Origin of the sequence: Gordonibacter sp. RACS_AR49 (assembly GCF_030418435.1) — a bacterium.
Taxonomy (GTDB): domain Bacteria; phylum Actinomycetota; class Coriobacteriia; order Coriobacteriales; family Eggerthellaceae; genus Gordonibacter; species Gordonibacter urolithinfaciens.
In genome coordinates, this window is record NZ_JAIUDM010000010.1 from 68,303 (window position 1) to 84,632 (window position 16,330).

Here is a 16,330-nt window from a genome sequence, read left to right on the forward strand (position 1 = left end):
TGACAAAAGTCATGCTCCTCAAGTAGTGTTGACGCCGTCGTTTATACCACAGGAGGGCGAAGGGCCGCAAGGGGGCCGCCGCGCGCGTCGAACAACCGGCGCGCCCTCAGCCCCCGTAGCGCTTCAACATGCGCAGCCACGTGGTCATGACGATGCGCTGCGGCACGAGCTTCGCGGCCACGTGCAGGTACTTCGCGTACAGGGGATGCACCGACAGGGCGCGTCCCCGCCGCGCGTCGCGCAGGGCGAGGGCGGCCACCTTACCGGGCGGCACGAGGCCGGGGAACGCCACGCGGCGACCGTTCACCTCGTGCAGGAGCAGGTCGGTGTCCACCCAGCTCGGGCACACGGCGCACACCGTCACGCCGGTGCCCGCCAGCTCGGCGCCGAGCGCGCGCGAGTAGCTGAGCTCGAACGCCTTCGTAGCCGCGTACAGGCCGAGGAAGGGCGTGGGCTGGAAGGCCGAAGCGGAGGACACGTTCAGGATGCGGCTCCCCCGCCCCATGAACGGCAGGCAGATGCGGCAGAGCGCGGCGACGGCCGTGCAGTTGAGGGCAACCGTGCGCTCGATCTCGTCGACGGGGAACTCGGCCCATGCGCCCATCTTGGCCGCGCCCGCGTTGTTTACCAGGTAGGCCACCGTGGGACGCTCCGGCTGCGCGAGCAGGGCGCGCTCCACGGCGCGCAACCCCTCGGCGGTCGAGAGGTCGGTGGCGAGCAGCACCACGCGACCGCCCAGATCGCCGCGCAGGCGCTCGAGCTTCTCGGGGGTGCGGGACACCGCCCAGAGCTCGTCGATGCCCTCGTCCTCGAGCAGCCGCTCCGCGAAGGCGCGGCCGATACCGCCGGTCGCGCCCGTGACGACGGCGATGCGCGCGCCCATGCTAGCGTCCTCCCTTGAGCAGCGTGCGATCCAGATCGGCCGCGTCGATCATGGCGTAGCCTGCCGTGAACAGCCGCTTCAGCGCGTAGAGGTACGCGACGCCCCAGTAGTAGTCGGCCAGTTTGAGGGGATCGCCCGCAACCACGCTGCCCTCGCGCTGGCCCTGCTCGACGATGCGCGCCGTGTGCGCGTAGAGCTCCGAGCGGTACGGGGCGGGCCGGCCGTCCGCGTCGGGTTCCTCCTCCAGCATGAGCTGCGTGTTCAGCACCACCGAGGCCGCGAACAGCTCGTCGTCGGCCAGGCGCCCCAGGATGGAGGCGGAAAGGCGGCCGATCTTCGCCTTCGCCGTCAGCGGCAGCCGGGCGAGCAGCTTGAGCTCCCGCACGTCGTCGCCGTTCGCCACGAGCTCGCGCAAGGCGGCGAACAGGTCCTCCTTCGAGTCGAAGTAGCGGTAGATCGTCCCCTGCGCGATGCCGATGCCGCGCGCGAGGTCCGCTATGCGGGTACCCGCGAACCCATTGCGCGCGAAGTAGCGCAGCGACTCGCGCAGTATCCGCGCCCGCATCTCGCCCCGCAGCTCCGCGCACCGCTCCGGCGATTTCGGCATCTGCCCCCCTACCTTTAAATGAATTATTTTTCATTCATAAGATACGCCATAGCAGACGAAGAATCAAGGAAGTGGTCCCAAGCGAGAAGAAGAATGGCCCTTTCTCCAAGCGAGCCGTTTGAAGCCGCACGGGATTAGGCCAGGACGGCAGCACCCATAACCGATGCATACCCGAAAATGGCAGAGATCTTGAGGTATGCGACTTTCGATTTAGCATGTTCAACCCGAAACGACCAGATAGCAAGCATCGACCTAGTCTTTTACTTGCACACATCCACTTCCGACGATGACAGAGAAAATCTCACCTACCTCGGAATCTTTGCCAGATTGGAGGCCTTGCGATGCTGGAACGTGGACGCCCTGCGCGCTCGACACAGGGGAAAGCCCGTCGCCTTCCAAGCCGAGCATCGCCCCCGCTGCGAAGGCGGCAAGCTGCGCTACGAGTACGACGGCGCCTCCTTCGACGTGGACGTCGAGACCATGCGCCGAACGGGAGGCTCCGACCGCTTTCCCCCGTTCGTTTCCGTCGAGCAGTAAGGCGGCCCGCGCCGAGAGCCCGCGGGCAACGTTCGCAAGTCGGATCAAGCGCGCGTGCCCCGCGTGCCGTATAGTGCAGCTCAGCGCGCGCTGACCGGCAAGGAGAACGGACAAGACATGCACGAATGGCGAAGGCAGGTGCAGCAGATCGTCGACGCGATCGACGATAGCATCGCGGCCCGCGACGACGAGGCGCTCACCCTGCGCGCCTTGGCGGAGCTGCTCGGGTACTCCGAGTTCCACACCACGCGGAGGTTCAAGGAGGTCTCGGGCATGCCGCTGCGGGACTACCTGCGAGGACACAGGCTCGCTTTCGCGCTCAAAGAGGTGCGCGACGGCGACGCGAGCCTGCTCGACATCGCGCTCGACCACGGGTTCTCGTCTCACGAGGCGTTCACCCGGGCGTTCAAGCGCGCCTTCGGCGTGACGCCGAGCGCGTACCGGGCAGACCCGCGGCCCGTGGTGCTGCGCACGAAGATCACCGCCTTCGACCGCTACGTGCTGGGAATGGGAGAGATCGGCATGACGGACGAGAACGAGAACGTGGAACCTTATTTCATCACGGTGCCCGCGCATCGGTTCCTGCATGTGGCCAACCGAGAGAGCAACGGCTACTGGGACTTCTGCCAGAAGCAGAACGAGATTCCCGGGCAGGACATGGCCACCGTCTGCGGCCTGCTGGACAGCGTGAAGGGCAAGCTCGACGACGAGGGCGGCGCGGAGGCGAACGCCGGCGGCGGCCAGGTGATGGCCTACGTGAGCGACCCGGCGGGGCGCCTGTGTGCCTGGGGCTTCCCCCGCGTCGAGTGCCTGGGCGCGCGCCTGCCCCGCGACTGGGCGGGCGAGGTGCCGCCGAACCTGCGCCTCATGGACGTGGAGGCGGGCGAGTACGCCGTGTTCGAGCACGGACCCTTCGACTACGAGCGCCAGATGCGCACGGTGGAGGACAAGATCGAGGCCGCGATGGCCGCGTTCGAGGCCGCCGATAACGGCTGGCAGTTCGACACGGCGCCGGGGAAGGCGATCTACCTCTACTTCGACCCCGCGCGCTTCTGCAAGTACGTGCGGCCCGTGCGCAGGGCGTAGAAGGAGGGTGCGCCGGGGCGCGGAATCCGGTAGGATGGCACCAAGTTGTTTCCTCCGAGAGAATCGACGATGCCATGCCTGCCGAGCACGCCTCCCTGCCCCGCCCCGGCCTGACGAGGAAGTCGTGGGCGCTCATCATCCTGCTGTCGTTCTTCGGGCAGGTGGCCTGGGCGCTCGAGAACAACTTCTTCAACCTGTTCATCCAGGACGCGTTCGGCGCGTCGCTCTCCGACGTGGCGCTCATGGTGTCCGCCTCGGCGCTCACGGCCACGGCCACGACGCTGTTCGCGGGCGCGTGGTCGGACCGCGTCGGGCGGCGCAAGGCGTTCATCGGCGTGGGCACCGCGCTGTGGGGCGCTTCCATCATCGTGTTCGCCTACCTGCAGTCTATCTCGTCGGCACTCGCCGGCACCGCGGCGGCGGCCATGGCGTTCGGCGTGACGCTCACCATCGTGTTCGACTGCGTGATGACGTTCTTCGGCAGCCTGGCGAACGACTCGTGCTTCAACGCCTGGGTCACCGACATCACCTGCGAGGAGAACCGCGGGCGCGTGGAGGGCGTGAACTCGGCCATGCCGCTGCTCGCGATGCTCGCGGTGTTCGGCGGCGCGCTGTTCTTCATGATCGTGCGGCCCGACGGCACGGTGACCTACGACTACCCGCTGTTCTTCACCATCGTCGGCGTCGCGGTGATGGCGCTCGGCGCGGGCGTGCTCCTGTTCATGGACGACTCGGCGCCCGGCCGCGCGCCTGCGGGCGGCTACCTGGCAAGCGCGCTCTACGGCTTCCGCCCGCAGGCGGTGCGCGAGAACCGGATGCTTTACCTGGTGCTTCTGGGCTACCTCGTGTTCGCCACGGCGCTGCAGGTGTTCATGCCCTACTACGTGCTGTACCTGCGCCTGCCCTACATCCTGGGCGAGAGCTATGTGTTCGTGATGGCGCCGGGCATCGCGATCGCGGCCGTGTTCACCATCCTCTACGGCAAGCGGGTCGACGCCTGCGGGTTCCGGCGCGCGGTGGTGCTGCCGCTTCTGCTGTTCGTGGCGGGGTGCGTGGTGCTCACGCTACTCACGGGCATGGCGGGCGTGTTCGCGGGGTCGGTGCTGATGCTCTGCGGCTACCTAGGGGCGGTCGCTTGCTTCGGCGCAGAGGTGCGCAACAACACGCCCACCGGGCGCGTGGGGTCGTTCCAGGGCGTGCGCATCTTCATGGCCGTGCTCGTGCCGATGCTCGTGGGGCCGTGGATCGGCTCGGCTTTGAGCGCGGGCTCGGGGGCGCTCGGGTTCGGTGTGGTGGGCGACGGGTTCACGCCGTCGTCGCTCATCTTCCTGGGCGGGGCGGCCGTGGCGCTTTTGACGTTCGCCGTGCTGCCGTTCATCAAGAAGAGCAAAATGTCATAGAAGGGGACTGTCCCTTCTATGACATTTTCGGAGGAGGCGAAAATGCTCGATATCAAACGCGTGCTGGCGAGCGCGCCGCGCAAGCCGGAGGACGCGGAGCTGCGGGAGCTGCTCACGCCGTGGGGCGAGGCGCTGGCGGCAGGCGGGGAGCGGGCGAAGGTCCATCCGCGGCCGCAGCTCGCGCGCGAGGCCTTCGAGCTGCTCGACGGGTGGTGGGACTACGCGATCGCGGCTGTCGCCGATGCGGGGAGCGCGTGGCGCGACGCTCCCCCGCCCGCCGCCTGGGACGGGCGCATCCGCGTGCCGTTCTCGCCGGAGGCGCCGTTGTCGGGCGTGCACCGGCAGGTGCGGCCCGACGAGCTTCTGTGGTACCGGCGCGCGCTGTCCTGCACGAAGCCCGCAGGCGACGAGCGCGCCCTGCTCCATTTCGAAGCCGTGGACTACGCCTGCGCCGTGCAGGTGAACGGGACGCGCATCGGCGAGCACGCAGGAGGCTACCTGCCCTTCAGCTTCGACGTGACCGACGCGCTGGCCGACGGCGAGAACGAGCTCGTCCTGTGCGTCTGGGATCCGAGCGACGCGGGAACGCAGCTGCGCGGAAAGCAGCGGCTTGCGCGCGGGGGCATCTGGTACACCGCGCAGAGCGGCATCTGGCAGAGCATCTGGCTGGAAACGGTGCCCGAGGAGCACGTGGTGGCGCTGGAAATCGACCCGCGGCCCGACGAGGGGAAGCTCGTGCTCTCCGCAGCCGTGCGCGGCGAGGCGGCGCTAGAAGCGCGCCTGCTCGACGGCGACGCGGAAGTGGCGCAAGGCGGGGCCCGCGCGGAAGACAACCGTTGCGAGCTCGCGCTTGACGCGCCGAACCCGCGCCTCTGGAGCCCGGACGACCCGCACCTCTACGACCTCGAGCTCTCCTTCGGCCGCGACCGCGCGACAAGCTACTGCGCCTTCCGCACCGTGGGCGTGGAGCCCGACGCGCAGGGCGTGCCTCGCTTCTGCCTGAACCACGAGCCGCTCTTCCTGCGCGGCGTGCTCGACCAGGGCTACTGGCCCGACGGCCTCATGACCGCGCCGGACGACGAGGCGCTCGCCCACGACGTGCGCGCGATGCGCGAGGCGGGCTTCAACCTCTTGCGCAAGCACATCAAGGTGGAGGCCAACCGCTTCTACTGGTGGTGCGACAAGCTGGGGATGCTCGTGTGGCAGGACATGGTGAGCGGGGGCGGGGCCCCGGATCCGTGGCGCTCGAGCTACAAGCCCACGTTCTTCCGCGCCTCTTGGGGCCGCTACGCCGACGACGACCCGCGCCGCTTCCCCGGCCTGGCCGCCGACGACCCGGCGTTTCGCGCGGAATGGGCCGAAGCATGCGCGGGGACGGTGCGCCATCTGCGCAACCACCCCTGCGTCGTCGCCTGGGTGCTGTTCAACGAGGCGTGGGGGCAGTTCGACGCGCGTCGGGCCGTGGAGACGGTGCGCGCGCTCGACCCGACGCGCCCCATCGACGCGGTGAGCGGGTGGTACGACCAGCGCTGCGGCGACTTCCTCAGCGTGCACAACTACTTCCGGCCGCTCGAGGTGTACCCCGACGCGGCCCGGCCGCCGCGCGCGTTCGTCATCTCGGAGTTCGGCGGGCTGTCGCATCACGTGGACGGGCACTCCTCGCTGGAGACGTCGTACGGGTACGGCTCCTCGAGCGACCTCGCGTCGTTTCGCGCCGGAGTGCGCGCCACCCTCGAGACGGCCGACGCGCTCGAGGCGGAGGGGCTCGCGGGCTACGTGTACACCCAGCTCTCCGACGTGGAGGAGGAGACGAACGGGCTTCTGACGTACGATCGGCGCGTGAACAAGCTCGCGGAAGGAGGCGCGTCGTGATGCGGACCGAGGAAGAGGCGTTGGAGTGCTTGAAGGGGCGGTTCGCGAATCGCTTCGGCGACATGGGCGGCCGGGGCTTCGCGTTCGCGTCCGCGCCGGGGCGCGTGGAGCTGGCCGGCAACCACACCGACCACCAGGGCGGGCGCACCATCTCCACCGCCATCGACCGGCGGATGTTCGCCTTGGCGGCGCCGAACGGCGAGGACGTGATCCGCGTGAGCATGGAGGGCTTCGGCGAGGCGGCCATCGACGTGGGAGACCTCGTGCCGCGCGCGGAGGAGCGCGGCACGTCGGCGGCGCTCGTGCGCGGCATGGCGGCCGCCTACGCGCGCGCGGGCGGCAAGCTGCGCGGCTTCGACGCCGTGACGTGCTCGGACATCCCCGCCGGATGCGGAGTGTCCTCATCGGCCGCCTTCGAGATGCTGACGGGCCTGCTGATCCGCGCGCTCTGCGATACGGAGGGCCTGGACCCGCGCCGCAGCCTCGTGCGGCTCGCTCTCGACGGGTCGTGGGCCGAGGACGTCCACTTCGGCAAGCCCACGGGCGCCCAAGACCAGCTGGCGAGCGCCTTCGGCGGCATCGTGGCCCTCGACTTCGCCGGCGCCGAGCCGCGCGTCTCCCCCGTTTCCTTCGACGTGCGCGCAAGCGGGCACGCCTTGTTCCTCGTGGACAGCCGCTGCGACCACTCCCGCCACACCGACGAGTTCGTGGCCGTCCCCGCCGACATGTTCGCCGTCGCGAAGCGCTTCGGGCGCGAGCGGCTCGAGGACGTGCCCTGCGAGGCGTTCCTCGAGGACCTCGCAGGCGTGCGCGCCGAGCTGGGCGACCGCGCGGCCCTGCGCGCGCTCCACTACTTCGAGGAGACGCGGCGCGTGGCGGCGCAGCGGCGGGCACTCGAAAAGGGCGACTTCCCGACGTTCCTCGCGCTCGTGCGCCAGTCGGGGATGTCGTCGGCGCAGTTCTTGCAGAACGTGTCGCCGCGCGCCGACGCCTCGGGCGCCGAGCAGCCCGCGATGGTGGTGCTCGCGCTGTGCGCGCACCTTCTGGGAGAGAGGGGCGCGTACCGCATCCACGGCGGCGGGTTCGGCGGCAGCGTGCTCGCCTTCGTGCCGGACGCCGAGGCCGAGGCGTTCCGCGCGCGGATGGACGCGCTGCTGGGCTTCGAGGCCTGCCTGCCCGTGGCCGTCAGCGCGCCGGGTGCGTGCGCGCGGAGGATCGGCTGATGGGCGCGCCGCTGCCCGCGCCGGAAGAGGTGCGCGCGGAGTTCGACCGCCTGCTCGCGCAGGACGCGGAGGCCGCCGTCGCGTACCTGCACGGCCTGGGCGCTTCGAGCGGCTACCTCGACGAGGCGGCCGTGGCGCGCAACATCCGTTGGACGGCGGCGAGCCCCTACGGCGAGCTGGAGATCACCATCAACCGGTCGAAGCCCGAGAAGGATCCGCGCGCCATCGCCGCCGCGGCGCGCGACGCCGACGCGCCTGTGAGCCCCGGCATCCCCCGCTGCGACCTCTGCTGGGAGAACGAGGGCTTCCCCGGCGCGCCGGGGCGCCCCGCGAAGCCCGGCCTGCGCCTCGCCGCCATCGAGCTGGGTGGCGAGCGCTGGGGCCTCCAGTTCTCGCCGTACGCGTACTTCGACGAGCACTGCATCGCGCTCTCGGCCGAGCACCGGCCCATGAGGATCGACGCGCACTGCCTCGAGCGGCTGCTCGATTTCGCCGACCTGTTCCCGTTCTACTTCATAGGATCGAACGCCGATCTGCCCATCGTGGGCGGATCCATCCTCTCCCACGACCACTTCCAGGGAGGACGTCACGTGTTCCCCCTGATGAAAGCCCCCGTCGAGCGTGAGGTGGCGCTCGCGGGGCTGCTTCAGGTGGGCTGCGGCGTAGTGCGCTGGCCGGCCTCCGCGCTGCGGCTGGCCTCGCATGACCGCGCCGCGCTCGCCCGCGCTGCGATGCGCATCCTGGAGGCGTGGCAGCGCTTCTCCTTCGAGCCGTGCGGCATCGTCGCACATGACGCGGACGGCCCGCACAACACGCTCAACCCCATCGTGCACCGCGAAGGCGCGCTCTACGTGATGCACCTCGTCCTGCGCAACAACCGCGCCGACGACGCGCGGCCGTGGGGCGTCTTCCATCCCGGCGCGCAGCTGCACCATCTCAAGAAAGAGAACATCGGCCTCATCGAGATCATGGGCCTTGTCATCCTGCCCCCGCGCCTCGCCCGCGAGCTGCCGGCCGTGGAGCGGGAGCTCGCCAAGGCCGCGCGGGCAGGCCGGAGGCCGCAGGAGGCGGAAGCGCTCCTGCTCGAGCGCGAGGCGACCGCGCCCCACGCCGCCTGGGCCGTGAGCGTGCTCGCCCGACGAGCGGCCGAGCTGGCCTGCGAGGACGCGCGCGCCGAGGCGATCGGCCCCGTCCTGCGCGAGGAGGTCGGCGGGGCGTTCGCGCGCATCCTCGCCTGCACCGGCGTGTTCAAGCGCGACGCTTCGGGCCGCGCCGGCTGGAACGCGTTTATCAAGGGGCTCGGCTGAGCGTCCAGGGCAAGGCGGGCAGCCTCGGGCCGGAGGCGTCGTAGCGTTTCGGGCGGGCCGGGCGCGGGCTGCGGCGCAGCGCCGTTGCAGCCCGCGCCCGCCTGCGCGTTACAGCCCGAGGCTTTCCACCCAGCGGGCCACCTCGGCTTCGCTCGCACGGCTCGAGAGGCGCTTGCCGGGCTTCCACGTCGTCGCCGGCGAGCAGCAAGCGTGCAGGATGGACTCGGTGCCGCCCAGGCCGCTGCCGCCCGACGTGGCGAAGGGCACGACCGTCTTGCCCGAGAAGTCGTAGGCTTCCAGAAACGTGCTGACGATCGTCGGCGCCACGTACCACCAGATGGGGAAGCCGACAAACACGATGTCGTACGCGTCCATGTTGCCTACGCGGCTCGCGACGGCCGGGCGCGAGGAGGGGTCGTTCATCTCGACGCTGCTGCGGCTTCGCTTGTCGTTCCAATCGAGGTCGGCCGCCGTGTAGCGCACGGCGGGCTCGATCTCGTGCAGGTCGCCGCCCGTCGCCTGCGCGATCGTCCGCGCGAGCCGCTCCGTCTCGCCGCTTGCGGAAAAGTACGCCACGAGAATCTTCTTGTCGTTCGTCATAAGAGGGTCTCCTTTTGCTCGAATCGGTTCCGAGACTATCGTAGACCTTGGAGTCGACTCGAAGTCAACAGGAAACTTCATGAAAAACCGCAAAGGGGGAGCCCTTTCTTCAACCACTACGACCCGGCATTCGTCAAATACCTGGCCGATTTCAGCGCACGCGTGACGGAGCGTTCGGAACCGCCCGCGGGATCACGCTATACTGGAACTCGAATTTTCCCTTTTCCTAAGGAGACCCATGCGCCCCCTCGCCCGCCCCCTCGCACAGTGCGCCGCAGTCGTCGTTCTGGCTGCGGCGCTCGCATGTGGCAGCGTCCCCGCCGCGTACGCTGCCGCCCTGTCCGCCAGTTTCGACGGCGAAGCGCTGGCCGGATCGACGGTTGCGGCGATCGACCCGACGCCCATCGGAAGCGACGAGGAGCTCGAAGCGCGCACGCCGACCCGCCTCCTTCCAACCGACGAGGCGGCATCGGTTGCCGAGGACGGCGCCGCAGCCGCCGAACTTGCCGACGGAGCAGCCGCATCCCCCGTCTGCGCCGCGCCCTATCTGCAAACACCGTCGAAGGGACACGCGCTTGCAAGCAACTCTGCCGGATCGCGCACCCTTGCCGCCTCGGAGCCGCAGGTGGGCGACACGCGCGCGTTCTACAGCGACTACCGCGCCGGGAAGGCCGACTTCGCCATCGAATGCGTGGCCGTCGGCGAGAACTATACGTTCTGGATGGATACCGAGCATCCGGACGCCGTCCTGCCGCAAGACCTCGACCTGCTGGCGGAGAACCTGCACGAGTTCATCGATCGCGAGGTGAAGCTGTTCGGGGACTGGCGCGACGAAGGCGGAGCCGACGTCGACGGCGACGGGCGCGCCGCGTTCGTGTTCTACCCTTTCCTTGGGGGATACGAGAACGTGATGGGCTTCTTCCAGGGCGGTGATCTGTTCGAAGCAGGCGCAGACGACTACGCGACAGGGAACGTCATGGATGCGCTGCACGTGAACGCGGCCAGCCTCTACGAAGGCTCCCCCGCATCCGACGCCTTCGACGCCGACCTGGCCCTCTCGACGCTCGTCCACGAGTTTCAGCACCTCATCAACTACGCCCGTACCGGAGGATACAGCGACTCCTGGCTAAACGAGGCGTTCTCTCAGGCGGCCATCGGCCTCATGGGCATCGAGACGGACGACCCCACGGCGCTCGCTATGATTACGGGCAATCAGGGCTACCTGCCGCCGTTCGTTTACGAGGAAGACTACGTGCCCGGCGTCGACCGTCCCGAATCCGCCTCGTCGTACGGCGCGTGGTTCCTGTTTGGACTCTATCTGGCCTCGCAGACCGAAGGGCTCGCGAGCACCGACGGCACGATGCGCGGAGGCGAGGGCATCTACCGCGCCGTGATGGAAGCGCAAAGCGCGACCGACGACGAGGGAACGTACGAGACCTGCACGCGCGACGCGCTGACCGCAGCGCTGGAAAAGATCGGGTATCTGGGCGATGGGCAATACTGCGTTGTGCGCACCTTCGACGAACTCGTGGAGAACTTCGGGATGGCCGTCTTGCTGCGCGAGGAGACGGGGCCGCGCAGCCTGTCCAATGACCCGACCGCACGCTCCACCGTGTTCGGCTCCGACGTGCCGCTCCTCTACATCGCCGAACCTGCAGCGGCCATACCGGGCGGCGGCTCGTTCACGGCCGTCGACGTTGAAGGCGGCTCATTCACGGTCGACGCCCAAGCCGACCCGCGCATCGCCTATGCAAGTGGCGACGCGCCGTTGCCCGTGGCCGTCCGCGTGCAGGCGGACCCTGACGGCGGAGAGCTGAGCGAAGGCGATCCCATCGTGCTGTCCTTCGCACACGACGTGCCCGGCGGACAGCTGTTCTGCTTCGAGGCGACCGACGATAGCTACGTCGACCCTCTCAGATTCGTGCCCTACGAAGGGCCGCTATCGGCGAAGACCGACCTGCATGAAGTGGTAGGCGCGTACCGCTGCACGGCAGGCTCCACCCTTTCGTTCGCCAGCCGCACGTTCACGGTAACCGCGCGCGATCAGGGCGAAGACACGCCCGGGGAGCCGACCGCCCCTCCCCCGAGCGAGGGCGCGCCCACCGAGCCCACAGCGCTCCCGGCACCTGGCAAGCTCGCCCCTACCGGCGATGCGGCGACCTCTGCGGTCGCCGACACCGCCGCCCTCGCCTGTTTCGCTGCCGCCGCATTCGCCGTCGCCTCCCGACGCCGTATCGCACGCGCCGGAAAGCCCGCGGAACGCTAGGCGCGCGCCAGCCCCTCGATCCACGGCTCCACCTCGTCAAGCGCGCCGGGAAGGCTGCCGCGCGTGAGATGCAGGGCTTCGCGCACATCGGCTTCGGGGCACAGCTCGCGCAGGGCGTCAAGGGCGGCTGCGTTGCCGCTCGAGCTGCTCGTGGAGAACGGGGCCGCCGTTTTGCGCCAGGTCGTGCTGCGCGAGGAACGACCGCACGACGTGCGGCAGCTGCCCCCACCAGATGGGATGGCCCAGGTATACGGTGTCGTAAGCATCCCAGTCCTGTACGGCGGCGGCCAGCGGCGGCAGATAGCCCTCGTCCTGCTCGCGCTGCACCTGCGCCGTCATGGCGTCGTAGTCGTCGGGCCACGCGTCGGTCGTCTCGATGCGGAAGAGGTCGGCCCCCGTCGCCTCGGCGATGCGCTCGGCCACCGTGAGCGTGGTGCCCGAGTACGAGAACACCGCCACGAGGGCGCGTCCGCCGCCGGCTTTCGGCTCGGGGGCCGCCGCAGGCTCGGGCGTTTCGGGCACCGCTACGGGTTCGGGCGCTTCGGGTGCCGCGGGCTCGTCGCCCGCCGCGCACCCGGCCAGCATCCCGCCGCCGAGCACTGCCATGCCGAAGCCGAACGACCCCATCACGAAGGTCCGCCGATCCATGTCTCGCTTCTTCATACGCGTCTCCCATCGCTTGCGATCGTCTGATCCGCCTTGAACTCTACGCCTTGGAGCTGGCTCCAGGTCAAATGGAGATTGCATGTGCGCAGGCTCATCGCAGTATGCGGACGAGTTCGATGCCCTCCGCTTCGCCACGGTCGCGGCTGTAGAGACGCTCGACCGCGTTGTTCCAATGCTCGTGCACGCCGAGGTTTCCCACCGGGCCGCCCGCGCCGTCGCGGTAGGCCGCGCCCGACGGCGGCGCGGCGACGAGGGCGGCCTCGTGCAGGTAGTTCTCCACGCCCAGGTTGCCGTCGAGCGCGGCGTTGCGCGACGTGACCGACGGCTGGTTGATGAGGAAGTCGGCGCCCACCGAGTCGAGCGCCACCGGATCCTGGGACAGCAGCAGGCTGGCAGCGAAGCCGCCGTCGAAGGGAGCGCCCTCCCATCGGGCGGCTTCGTCCGTGACCGATGCGCCCTCGGACGTGGCGGGCACGAGGCCGTCGAGCATCCACAGCACCGTCTTGCCGCCGAGGTGCACGTTCGCCAGCAGGTCGACGAGCACCGTGTACATGCCCATGACCTGGCCGGACACAAAGCGATGGATGCCCGCGGCCTCGGGCGGGCGCAGGCGGCTGGAATTGACGAGCGAGCCGAAGTGGTTCTTCGCGCTGAGCGTGAGCCCGTAGGAATGGCCCTTGAGGCTGGCGAGGCTGATGAGGTAGTCGGCTTCCGAAACGCACGCGGGCGCGACGTTGGCGTCGCCGGCCACGTCAGCAGACCACCTGATCGGCGCGCCCTCGTCGCCGACGGCGTCGTTCGGCCCGCCCTCGTCGTTGTAGCGGAAGCGCACGCCGGCGAGCGCGCCCTCCGAGCACAGCGCGCGCACGTGCTCGGGAACGATGCGGCACGCGTCGTACACCGTGATGTCGGACGCCGCCGCGCCCGCATCCTCCACGAGCGAGAGCAGCAGCGCCCGCAGCAGCACGGGCGTCGTATAGCTCATGGCGCTGTCGACGTCCGAGCCGTTCGTGCCCGCGCCGTTCATGTTGGCCTTGACGGCGATCTTCTGACCTGCCCGGTAGCCGCCGCCGCGCCCGACCCGGGCGTTGTGCGCCTCGAACAGCGCCCGCCACCCGGACGCCGCGTCGTCCGCACCCGCCGTGGCGGCGATCCCGTCGTCCACCATGCGCCGCACGGCGTCCTCGTCGAAGTGCTCGCGCTGCCACCAATAGCCCGACCCGTCCCAGGTCACGGCCGCCGCGTCGCGCACCCAGGCGACGCGCCCCGGCAGGGCACCCACACCGCGCCCGAGGGGCTCGTGCGGCGGGAACGCCGAATCGTACGGAAGCTGCGCGGCGCGCGGCGCATCGGGTGCGGACGCCGGCGTTTCGGGAGCGGCGGGTTCGGGTGTCGCCGCCGGTTCCACCGCGCCGTCCGCGCAGCTGCCCAGTACCCCGCCCGCCAGCGCCGCCGCCCCGAGCGCGGCCGCGCCCATGACGAACGTGCGCCGATCCATGCGCGCTGCCTTGCGAGCGCCATTCATCTCGTTCATCGCGATCCCTTTCGTCGTCGGCTTCCTGGTACCATACCGGCTGGAGCGCACTTCAGGTCAAGCGGAAACATGTCCCAAATGGGGGCTGCCCCCATTTGGGACACCCGCTACAATATGCTCGCGGCGTAGAAGGCGTAGCGGGCGGTTGCCACGCCGGCCAGCACGAAGGCGAACGCCGCCGCCGGGCCGACTGCGGCCGGGAGCTTGTCCTTCCAGGCAAGCAGGCCGAACGCGACGCCCGCCGCCACCGGTACGACGGCCGCGGCGAACGGCAGCGCGTCGTAGCCGAGCGAGGCGAAGTGCGCGGTCACCAGCGCGATCGACGCGATCGAGAGCGCACCGACGACCGTGAAGGCCGCGGCGAACGCGCCCGAGCGGTACGCGCCCTCGCCCCGAAACAGCGCCCACAGCGCCGCACCCGCGGCCAGGTCGCCCGCCACGAACAGCGGCAGCGTCTGCCACGTCGCCCATGCGGGGTTGCCGTAGCTCGTGAAGTAGGCCCACCCCATGACGCCCATGAGCCCGAGCGCGGCCACCGCGGCCGCGACGCGCAAGGCGCGCGGGCTCGCGCCACGGCGCAGCAGCAGCACGAAATCGACCAGCATCAGCACCCCGAACGCGATGGACCAGTACGCCTCCTCCGCGATCATCGACGCGGGATTGCTCATCGCCAGCAGGAACCGCTCGGGGCGCCCGAGGTGACCGAGCACGCCCAAGAGCCCGACGCCCAACAGCGCGAGGCACACGAGCGGGAACAACCAGGGGCGCTTCGCCTCTCGCCCGTCGTCCGCAAAGCACGCGGCGGCCGCGTACGCCCCGGCAGCCATGCCGCCCAGGGTCGTGAACGCGAACAGGGGAAATTCGGTAATCAATGCCATCACCATCCTCATCGCGTTCCCGCGCACAGGCGCGCGGGAACAAGCTCGTAATCCTCGATGCCGTACGGGCGCAGCGCTTCGAGCGCCGCAAGCGCCTCGCGCGCGGCCTCGAGCGCGCGGGCCTCGACGCTCCCCCGCCGCACGTCCGGCGCACCGACGGCCCCTTCGGCGGCCAGGCCCTCGGCCCAGTACGCCGCCTCGGCCAAGAACACGGCATCCACCCGAGCGAACGCCGCAAGTGCTTCGATCAGCTGCGGGTACAGCACCGCCGTCCTCGACCGCCGCGCCGCTTTTGCGAACGCGTCCAGCCAGCTGGTCAGATGCGCTGCCGCGAACGCCTCTTCGTCGCGCAGCTCGACGGCGAGCCCGTTCGCGTCGCCCGCACGCAGCGCCGCCAGCGCCGCGCCCGAACGCCGCGCCAGGAACGCGCACAGCAAGGCCGCATGGTCGTCGGGCACGCGCGCCAGCCGCTTCGGCTCGAGTCCGTGCGCACGGTAGGCGGCGCGCACGGCCAGCGTGCTCTCCTGGAACAGCGACGGCTCGTGCGAGCGGTAGGGCGACTCCCAGGAGAACGCCGGCAGCGGCCCAGGGCCGACGAACAGCCGCACGTGCTCGTCGCGCGCCTCGTCGAGCAGGGCCGCGCGGTCCTCTCGCGCGGCAAGGCCCTCCAGGAAGCGTGCGAACCCGCGCATCGTCGCGTCGTCTTCAGCGTAGGCGCCCGCTACCTCGGCGGTCTCCCGCCCCAGCAGCGCGTCGAGCGCCGCCGCGTCCGGCGCGGCGCCGAGCAGCTTGTGGAACAGCGTGTACAGATAGGCGCGGAACAGCAGCAGCTCCTCGAGCGCGAACGCCTCCTCCGCGGCCCCGGCGACCGTCGCCGCCTCGGCCGCGCTCACAGGGTCACCTCGCGGAAATCCTCGCGCAGCGCTCCCGCGCTCGGACGCAGCAGCATGTTCGGATGCGTGACGTCTGCGCTCGGCAGCACGGGCAGCTCGCTCGTCAGATCGTCCCCGTGCGCAGCGCGCAGCTCGTCCAGCTCGCCGAACTCGATGGCCCGCATGGGGCACGCGTCCACGCATACGGGGTTGCGGCCCGCGTCGCGCAGCGCCTTGCAGGCATCGCACTTCGCGATGAGGTTCGCGTCCTTGTCATGCTGCGGCGCGCCGTAGGGGCACACCGTCATGCAGTTGCGGCAGACCACGCAGCGATCGGCATCGTATTGCACGGTGCCGTCGTCGGCCTTGTGCAGGGCGGCCGTGGGGCAGCCCGCCACGCACGCCGGCTCGTCGCAGTGGTTGCACGACAGCGCGAGGTGGAACAGGCTCACGTCCGGATACGTCCCGCACTCGAACGAGTCCACCCTGCGCGGGCGCGGGCCGGCCGATTGCAGGTCGCGTCGGTCCTTGCACGCCACCTGACAGGTGCGGCAGCCGATGCAGCGTTGCAGGTCAACGTAGAATCCCAAGCTCATGGT

General features: G+C 70.0%; 15 protein-coding genes. 7 read left to right on the forward strand and 8 right to left on the reverse strand.

Annotation, left to right across the window (positions count from 1 at the left end):
* Window positions 1-106: 106 nt before the first annotated feature.
* A complete protein-coding gene (locus LB310_RS13515; RefSeq protein ID WP_301155210.1) occupies window positions 107-883 on the reverse strand; it encodes an SDR family oxidoreductase in 777 nt (258 codons plus the stop codon).
* Between the two features lies 1 nt (window position 884).
* Window positions 885-1,490 carry a TetR/AcrR family transcriptional regulator gene (locus LB310_RS13520; RefSeq protein WP_301155211.1) on the reverse strand — a complete coding sequence of 202 codons (606 nt, stop codon included), beginning with the start codon at window positions 1,488-1,490 and terminating at the stop codon, window positions 885-887.
* A 327-nt stretch (window positions 1,491-1,817) separates the two neighbouring features.
* Between LB310_RS13520 and LB310_RS13525 the strand changes: the two genes are divergently transcribed.
* The 6 genes from LB310_RS13525 (at window position 1,818) to LB310_RS13550 (ending at window position 8,915) form a co-directional block, all read left to right on the forward strand.
* Window positions 1,818-2,027, forward strand: coding sequence for a hypothetical protein (locus LB310_RS13525; protein ID WP_301155212.1), 210 nt, complete (start codon window positions 1,818-1,820; stop codon window positions 2,025-2,027).
* A 117-nt stretch (window positions 2,028-2,144) separates the two neighbouring features.
* The gene (locus LB310_RS13530) at window positions 2,145-3,113 is read left to right on the forward strand and encodes a helix-turn-helix transcriptional regulator (protein WP_301155213.1); all 969 of its coding nucleotides are present in this window, start codon (window positions 2,145-2,147) and stop codon (window positions 3,111-3,113) included.
* A 74-nt stretch (window positions 3,114-3,187) separates the two neighbouring features.
* Window positions 3,188-4,513: an MFS transporter gene (locus tag LB310_RS13535; protein ID WP_301155214.1), complete on the forward strand. Its 1,326-nt coding sequence runs from the start codon at window positions 3,188-3,190 to the stop codon at window positions 4,511-4,513.
* Between the two features lie 42 nt (window positions 4,514-4,555).
* Window positions 4,556-6,385, forward strand: a complete 1,830-nt coding sequence (locus LB310_RS13540; RefSeq protein WP_301155215.1) for a glycoside hydrolase family 2 protein — start codon at window positions 4,556-4,558, stop codon at window positions 6,383-6,385.
* On the forward strand, window positions 6,385-7,608 hold the full coding sequence (locus tag LB310_RS13545; RefSeq protein WP_301155235.1) for a galactokinase family protein: 1,224 nt from the start codon (window positions 6,385-6,387) through the stop codon (window positions 7,606-7,608). The genes LB310_RS13540 and LB310_RS13545 overlap by 1 nt, the downstream gene beginning before the upstream one ends.
* Window positions 7,608-8,915: a galactose-1-phosphate uridylyltransferase gene (locus LB310_RS13550; RefSeq protein ID WP_301155216.1), complete on the forward strand. Its 1,308-nt coding sequence runs from the start codon at window positions 7,608-7,610 to the stop codon at window positions 8,913-8,915. The genes LB310_RS13545 and LB310_RS13550 overlap by 1 nt, the downstream gene beginning before the upstream one ends.
* Before the next feature lie 108 nt (window positions 8,916-9,023).
* On the opposite strand, the gene LB310_RS13555 is transcribed toward LB310_RS13550, so the two are convergent.
* Window positions 9,024-9,515, reverse strand: a complete 492-nt coding sequence (locus LB310_RS13555; RefSeq protein ID WP_301155217.1) for a flavodoxin — start codon at window positions 9,513-9,515, stop codon at window positions 9,024-9,026.
* Between the two features lie 238 nt (window positions 9,516-9,753).
* Here LB310_RS13555 and LB310_RS13560 point away from each other — a divergent pair, with 238 nt between their 5' ends.
* A complete protein-coding gene (locus LB310_RS13560; RefSeq protein WP_278806537.1) occupies window positions 9,754-11,781 on the forward strand; it encodes a hypothetical protein in 2,028 nt (675 codons plus the stop codon).
* A gap of 117 nt (window positions 11,782-11,898) precedes the next feature.
* Here LB310_RS13560 and LB310_RS13565 read toward each other — a convergent pair whose 3' ends face one another.
* From LB310_RS13565 to LB310_RS13585, 5 genes are all read right to left on the reverse strand, one after another.
* Entirely contained in the window at window positions 11,899-12,429 is a 531-nt protein-coding gene (locus LB310_RS13565; protein WP_278806538.1) for a flavodoxin, read from the reverse strand.
* A gap of 109 nt (window positions 12,430-12,538) precedes the next feature.
* Entirely contained in the window at window positions 12,539-13,981 is a 1,443-nt protein-coding gene (locus LB310_RS13570) for a DUF362 domain-containing protein (RefSeq protein WP_278806539.1), read from the reverse strand.
* Window positions 13,982-14,088: 107 nt separating this feature from the next.
* On the reverse strand, window positions 14,089-14,859 hold the full coding sequence (locus LB310_RS13575) for a DmsC/YnfH family molybdoenzyme membrane anchor subunit (RefSeq protein ID WP_278806541.1): 771 nt from the start codon (window positions 14,857-14,859) through the stop codon (window positions 14,089-14,091).
* 8 nt (window positions 14,860-14,867) lie between these two features.
* Window positions 14,868-15,752 (reverse strand): molecular chaperone, encoded by an 885-nt coding sequence (locus LB310_RS13580; protein WP_278806542.1) that lies wholly within the window; start codon window positions 15,750-15,752, stop codon window positions 14,868-14,870.
* Complete coding sequence (locus tag LB310_RS13585) at window positions 15,749-16,327, reverse strand: 4Fe-4S dicluster domain-containing protein (RefSeq protein WP_278806543.1); 579 nt, start codon at window positions 16,325-16,327, stop codon at window positions 15,749-15,751. Before LB310_RS13585 ends, LB310_RS13580 begins: the two co-directional genes overlap by 4 nt.
* Between the last annotated feature and the right edge of the window lie 3 nt (window positions 16,328-16,330).

Coding starts and splice junctions, on each gene's coding strand:
- LB310_RS13555 (WP_301155217.1), bottom strand. CDS start 9,515: ATGACGAACGACAAGAAGATTCTCGTGGCGTACTTTTCCGCAAGCGGC.
- LB310_RS13560 (WP_278806537.1), top strand. CDS start 9,754: ATGCGCCCCCTCGCCCGCCCCCTCGCACAGTGCGCCGCAGTCGTCGTT.
- LB310_RS13540 (WP_301155215.1), top strand. CDS start 4,556: ATGCTCGATATCAAACGCGTGCTGGCGAGCGCGCCGCGCAAGCCGGAG.
- LB310_RS13535 (WP_301155214.1), top strand. CDS start 3,188: ATGCCTGCCGAGCACGCCTCCCTGCCCCGCCCCGGCCTGACGAGGAAG.
- LB310_RS13575 (WP_278806541.1), bottom strand. CDS start 14,859: ATGGCATTGATTACCGAATTTCCCCTGTTCGCGTTCACGACCCTGGGC.
- LB310_RS13520 (WP_301155211.1), bottom strand. CDS start 1,490: ATGCCGAAATCGCCGGAGCGGTGCGCGGAGCTGCGGGGCGAGATGCGG.
- LB310_RS13570 (WP_278806539.1), bottom strand. CDS start 13,981: ATGAACGAGATGAATGGCGCTCGCAAGGCAGCGCGCATGGATCGGCGC.
- LB310_RS13515 (WP_301155210.1), bottom strand. CDS start 883: ATGGGCGCGCGCATCGCCGTCGTCACGGGCGCGACCGGCGGTATCGGC.
- LB310_RS13565 (WP_278806538.1), bottom strand. CDS start 12,429: ATGGATCGGCGGACCTTCGTGATGGGGTCGTTCGGCTTCGGCATGGCA.
- LB310_RS13530 (WP_301155213.1), top strand. CDS start 2,145: ATGCACGAATGGCGAAGGCAGGTGCAGCAGATCGTCGACGCGATCGAC.
- LB310_RS13545 (WP_301155235.1), top strand. CDS start 6,385: ATGCGGACCGAGGAAGAGGCGTTGGAGTGCTTGAAGGGGCGGTTCGCG.
- LB310_RS13585 (WP_278806543.1), bottom strand. CDS start 16,327: ATGAGCTTGGGATTCTACGTTGACCTGCAACGCTGCATCGGCTGCCGC.
- LB310_RS13550 (WP_301155216.1), top strand. CDS start 7,608: ATGGGCGCGCCGCTGCCCGCGCCGGAAGAGGTGCGCGCGGAGTTCGAC.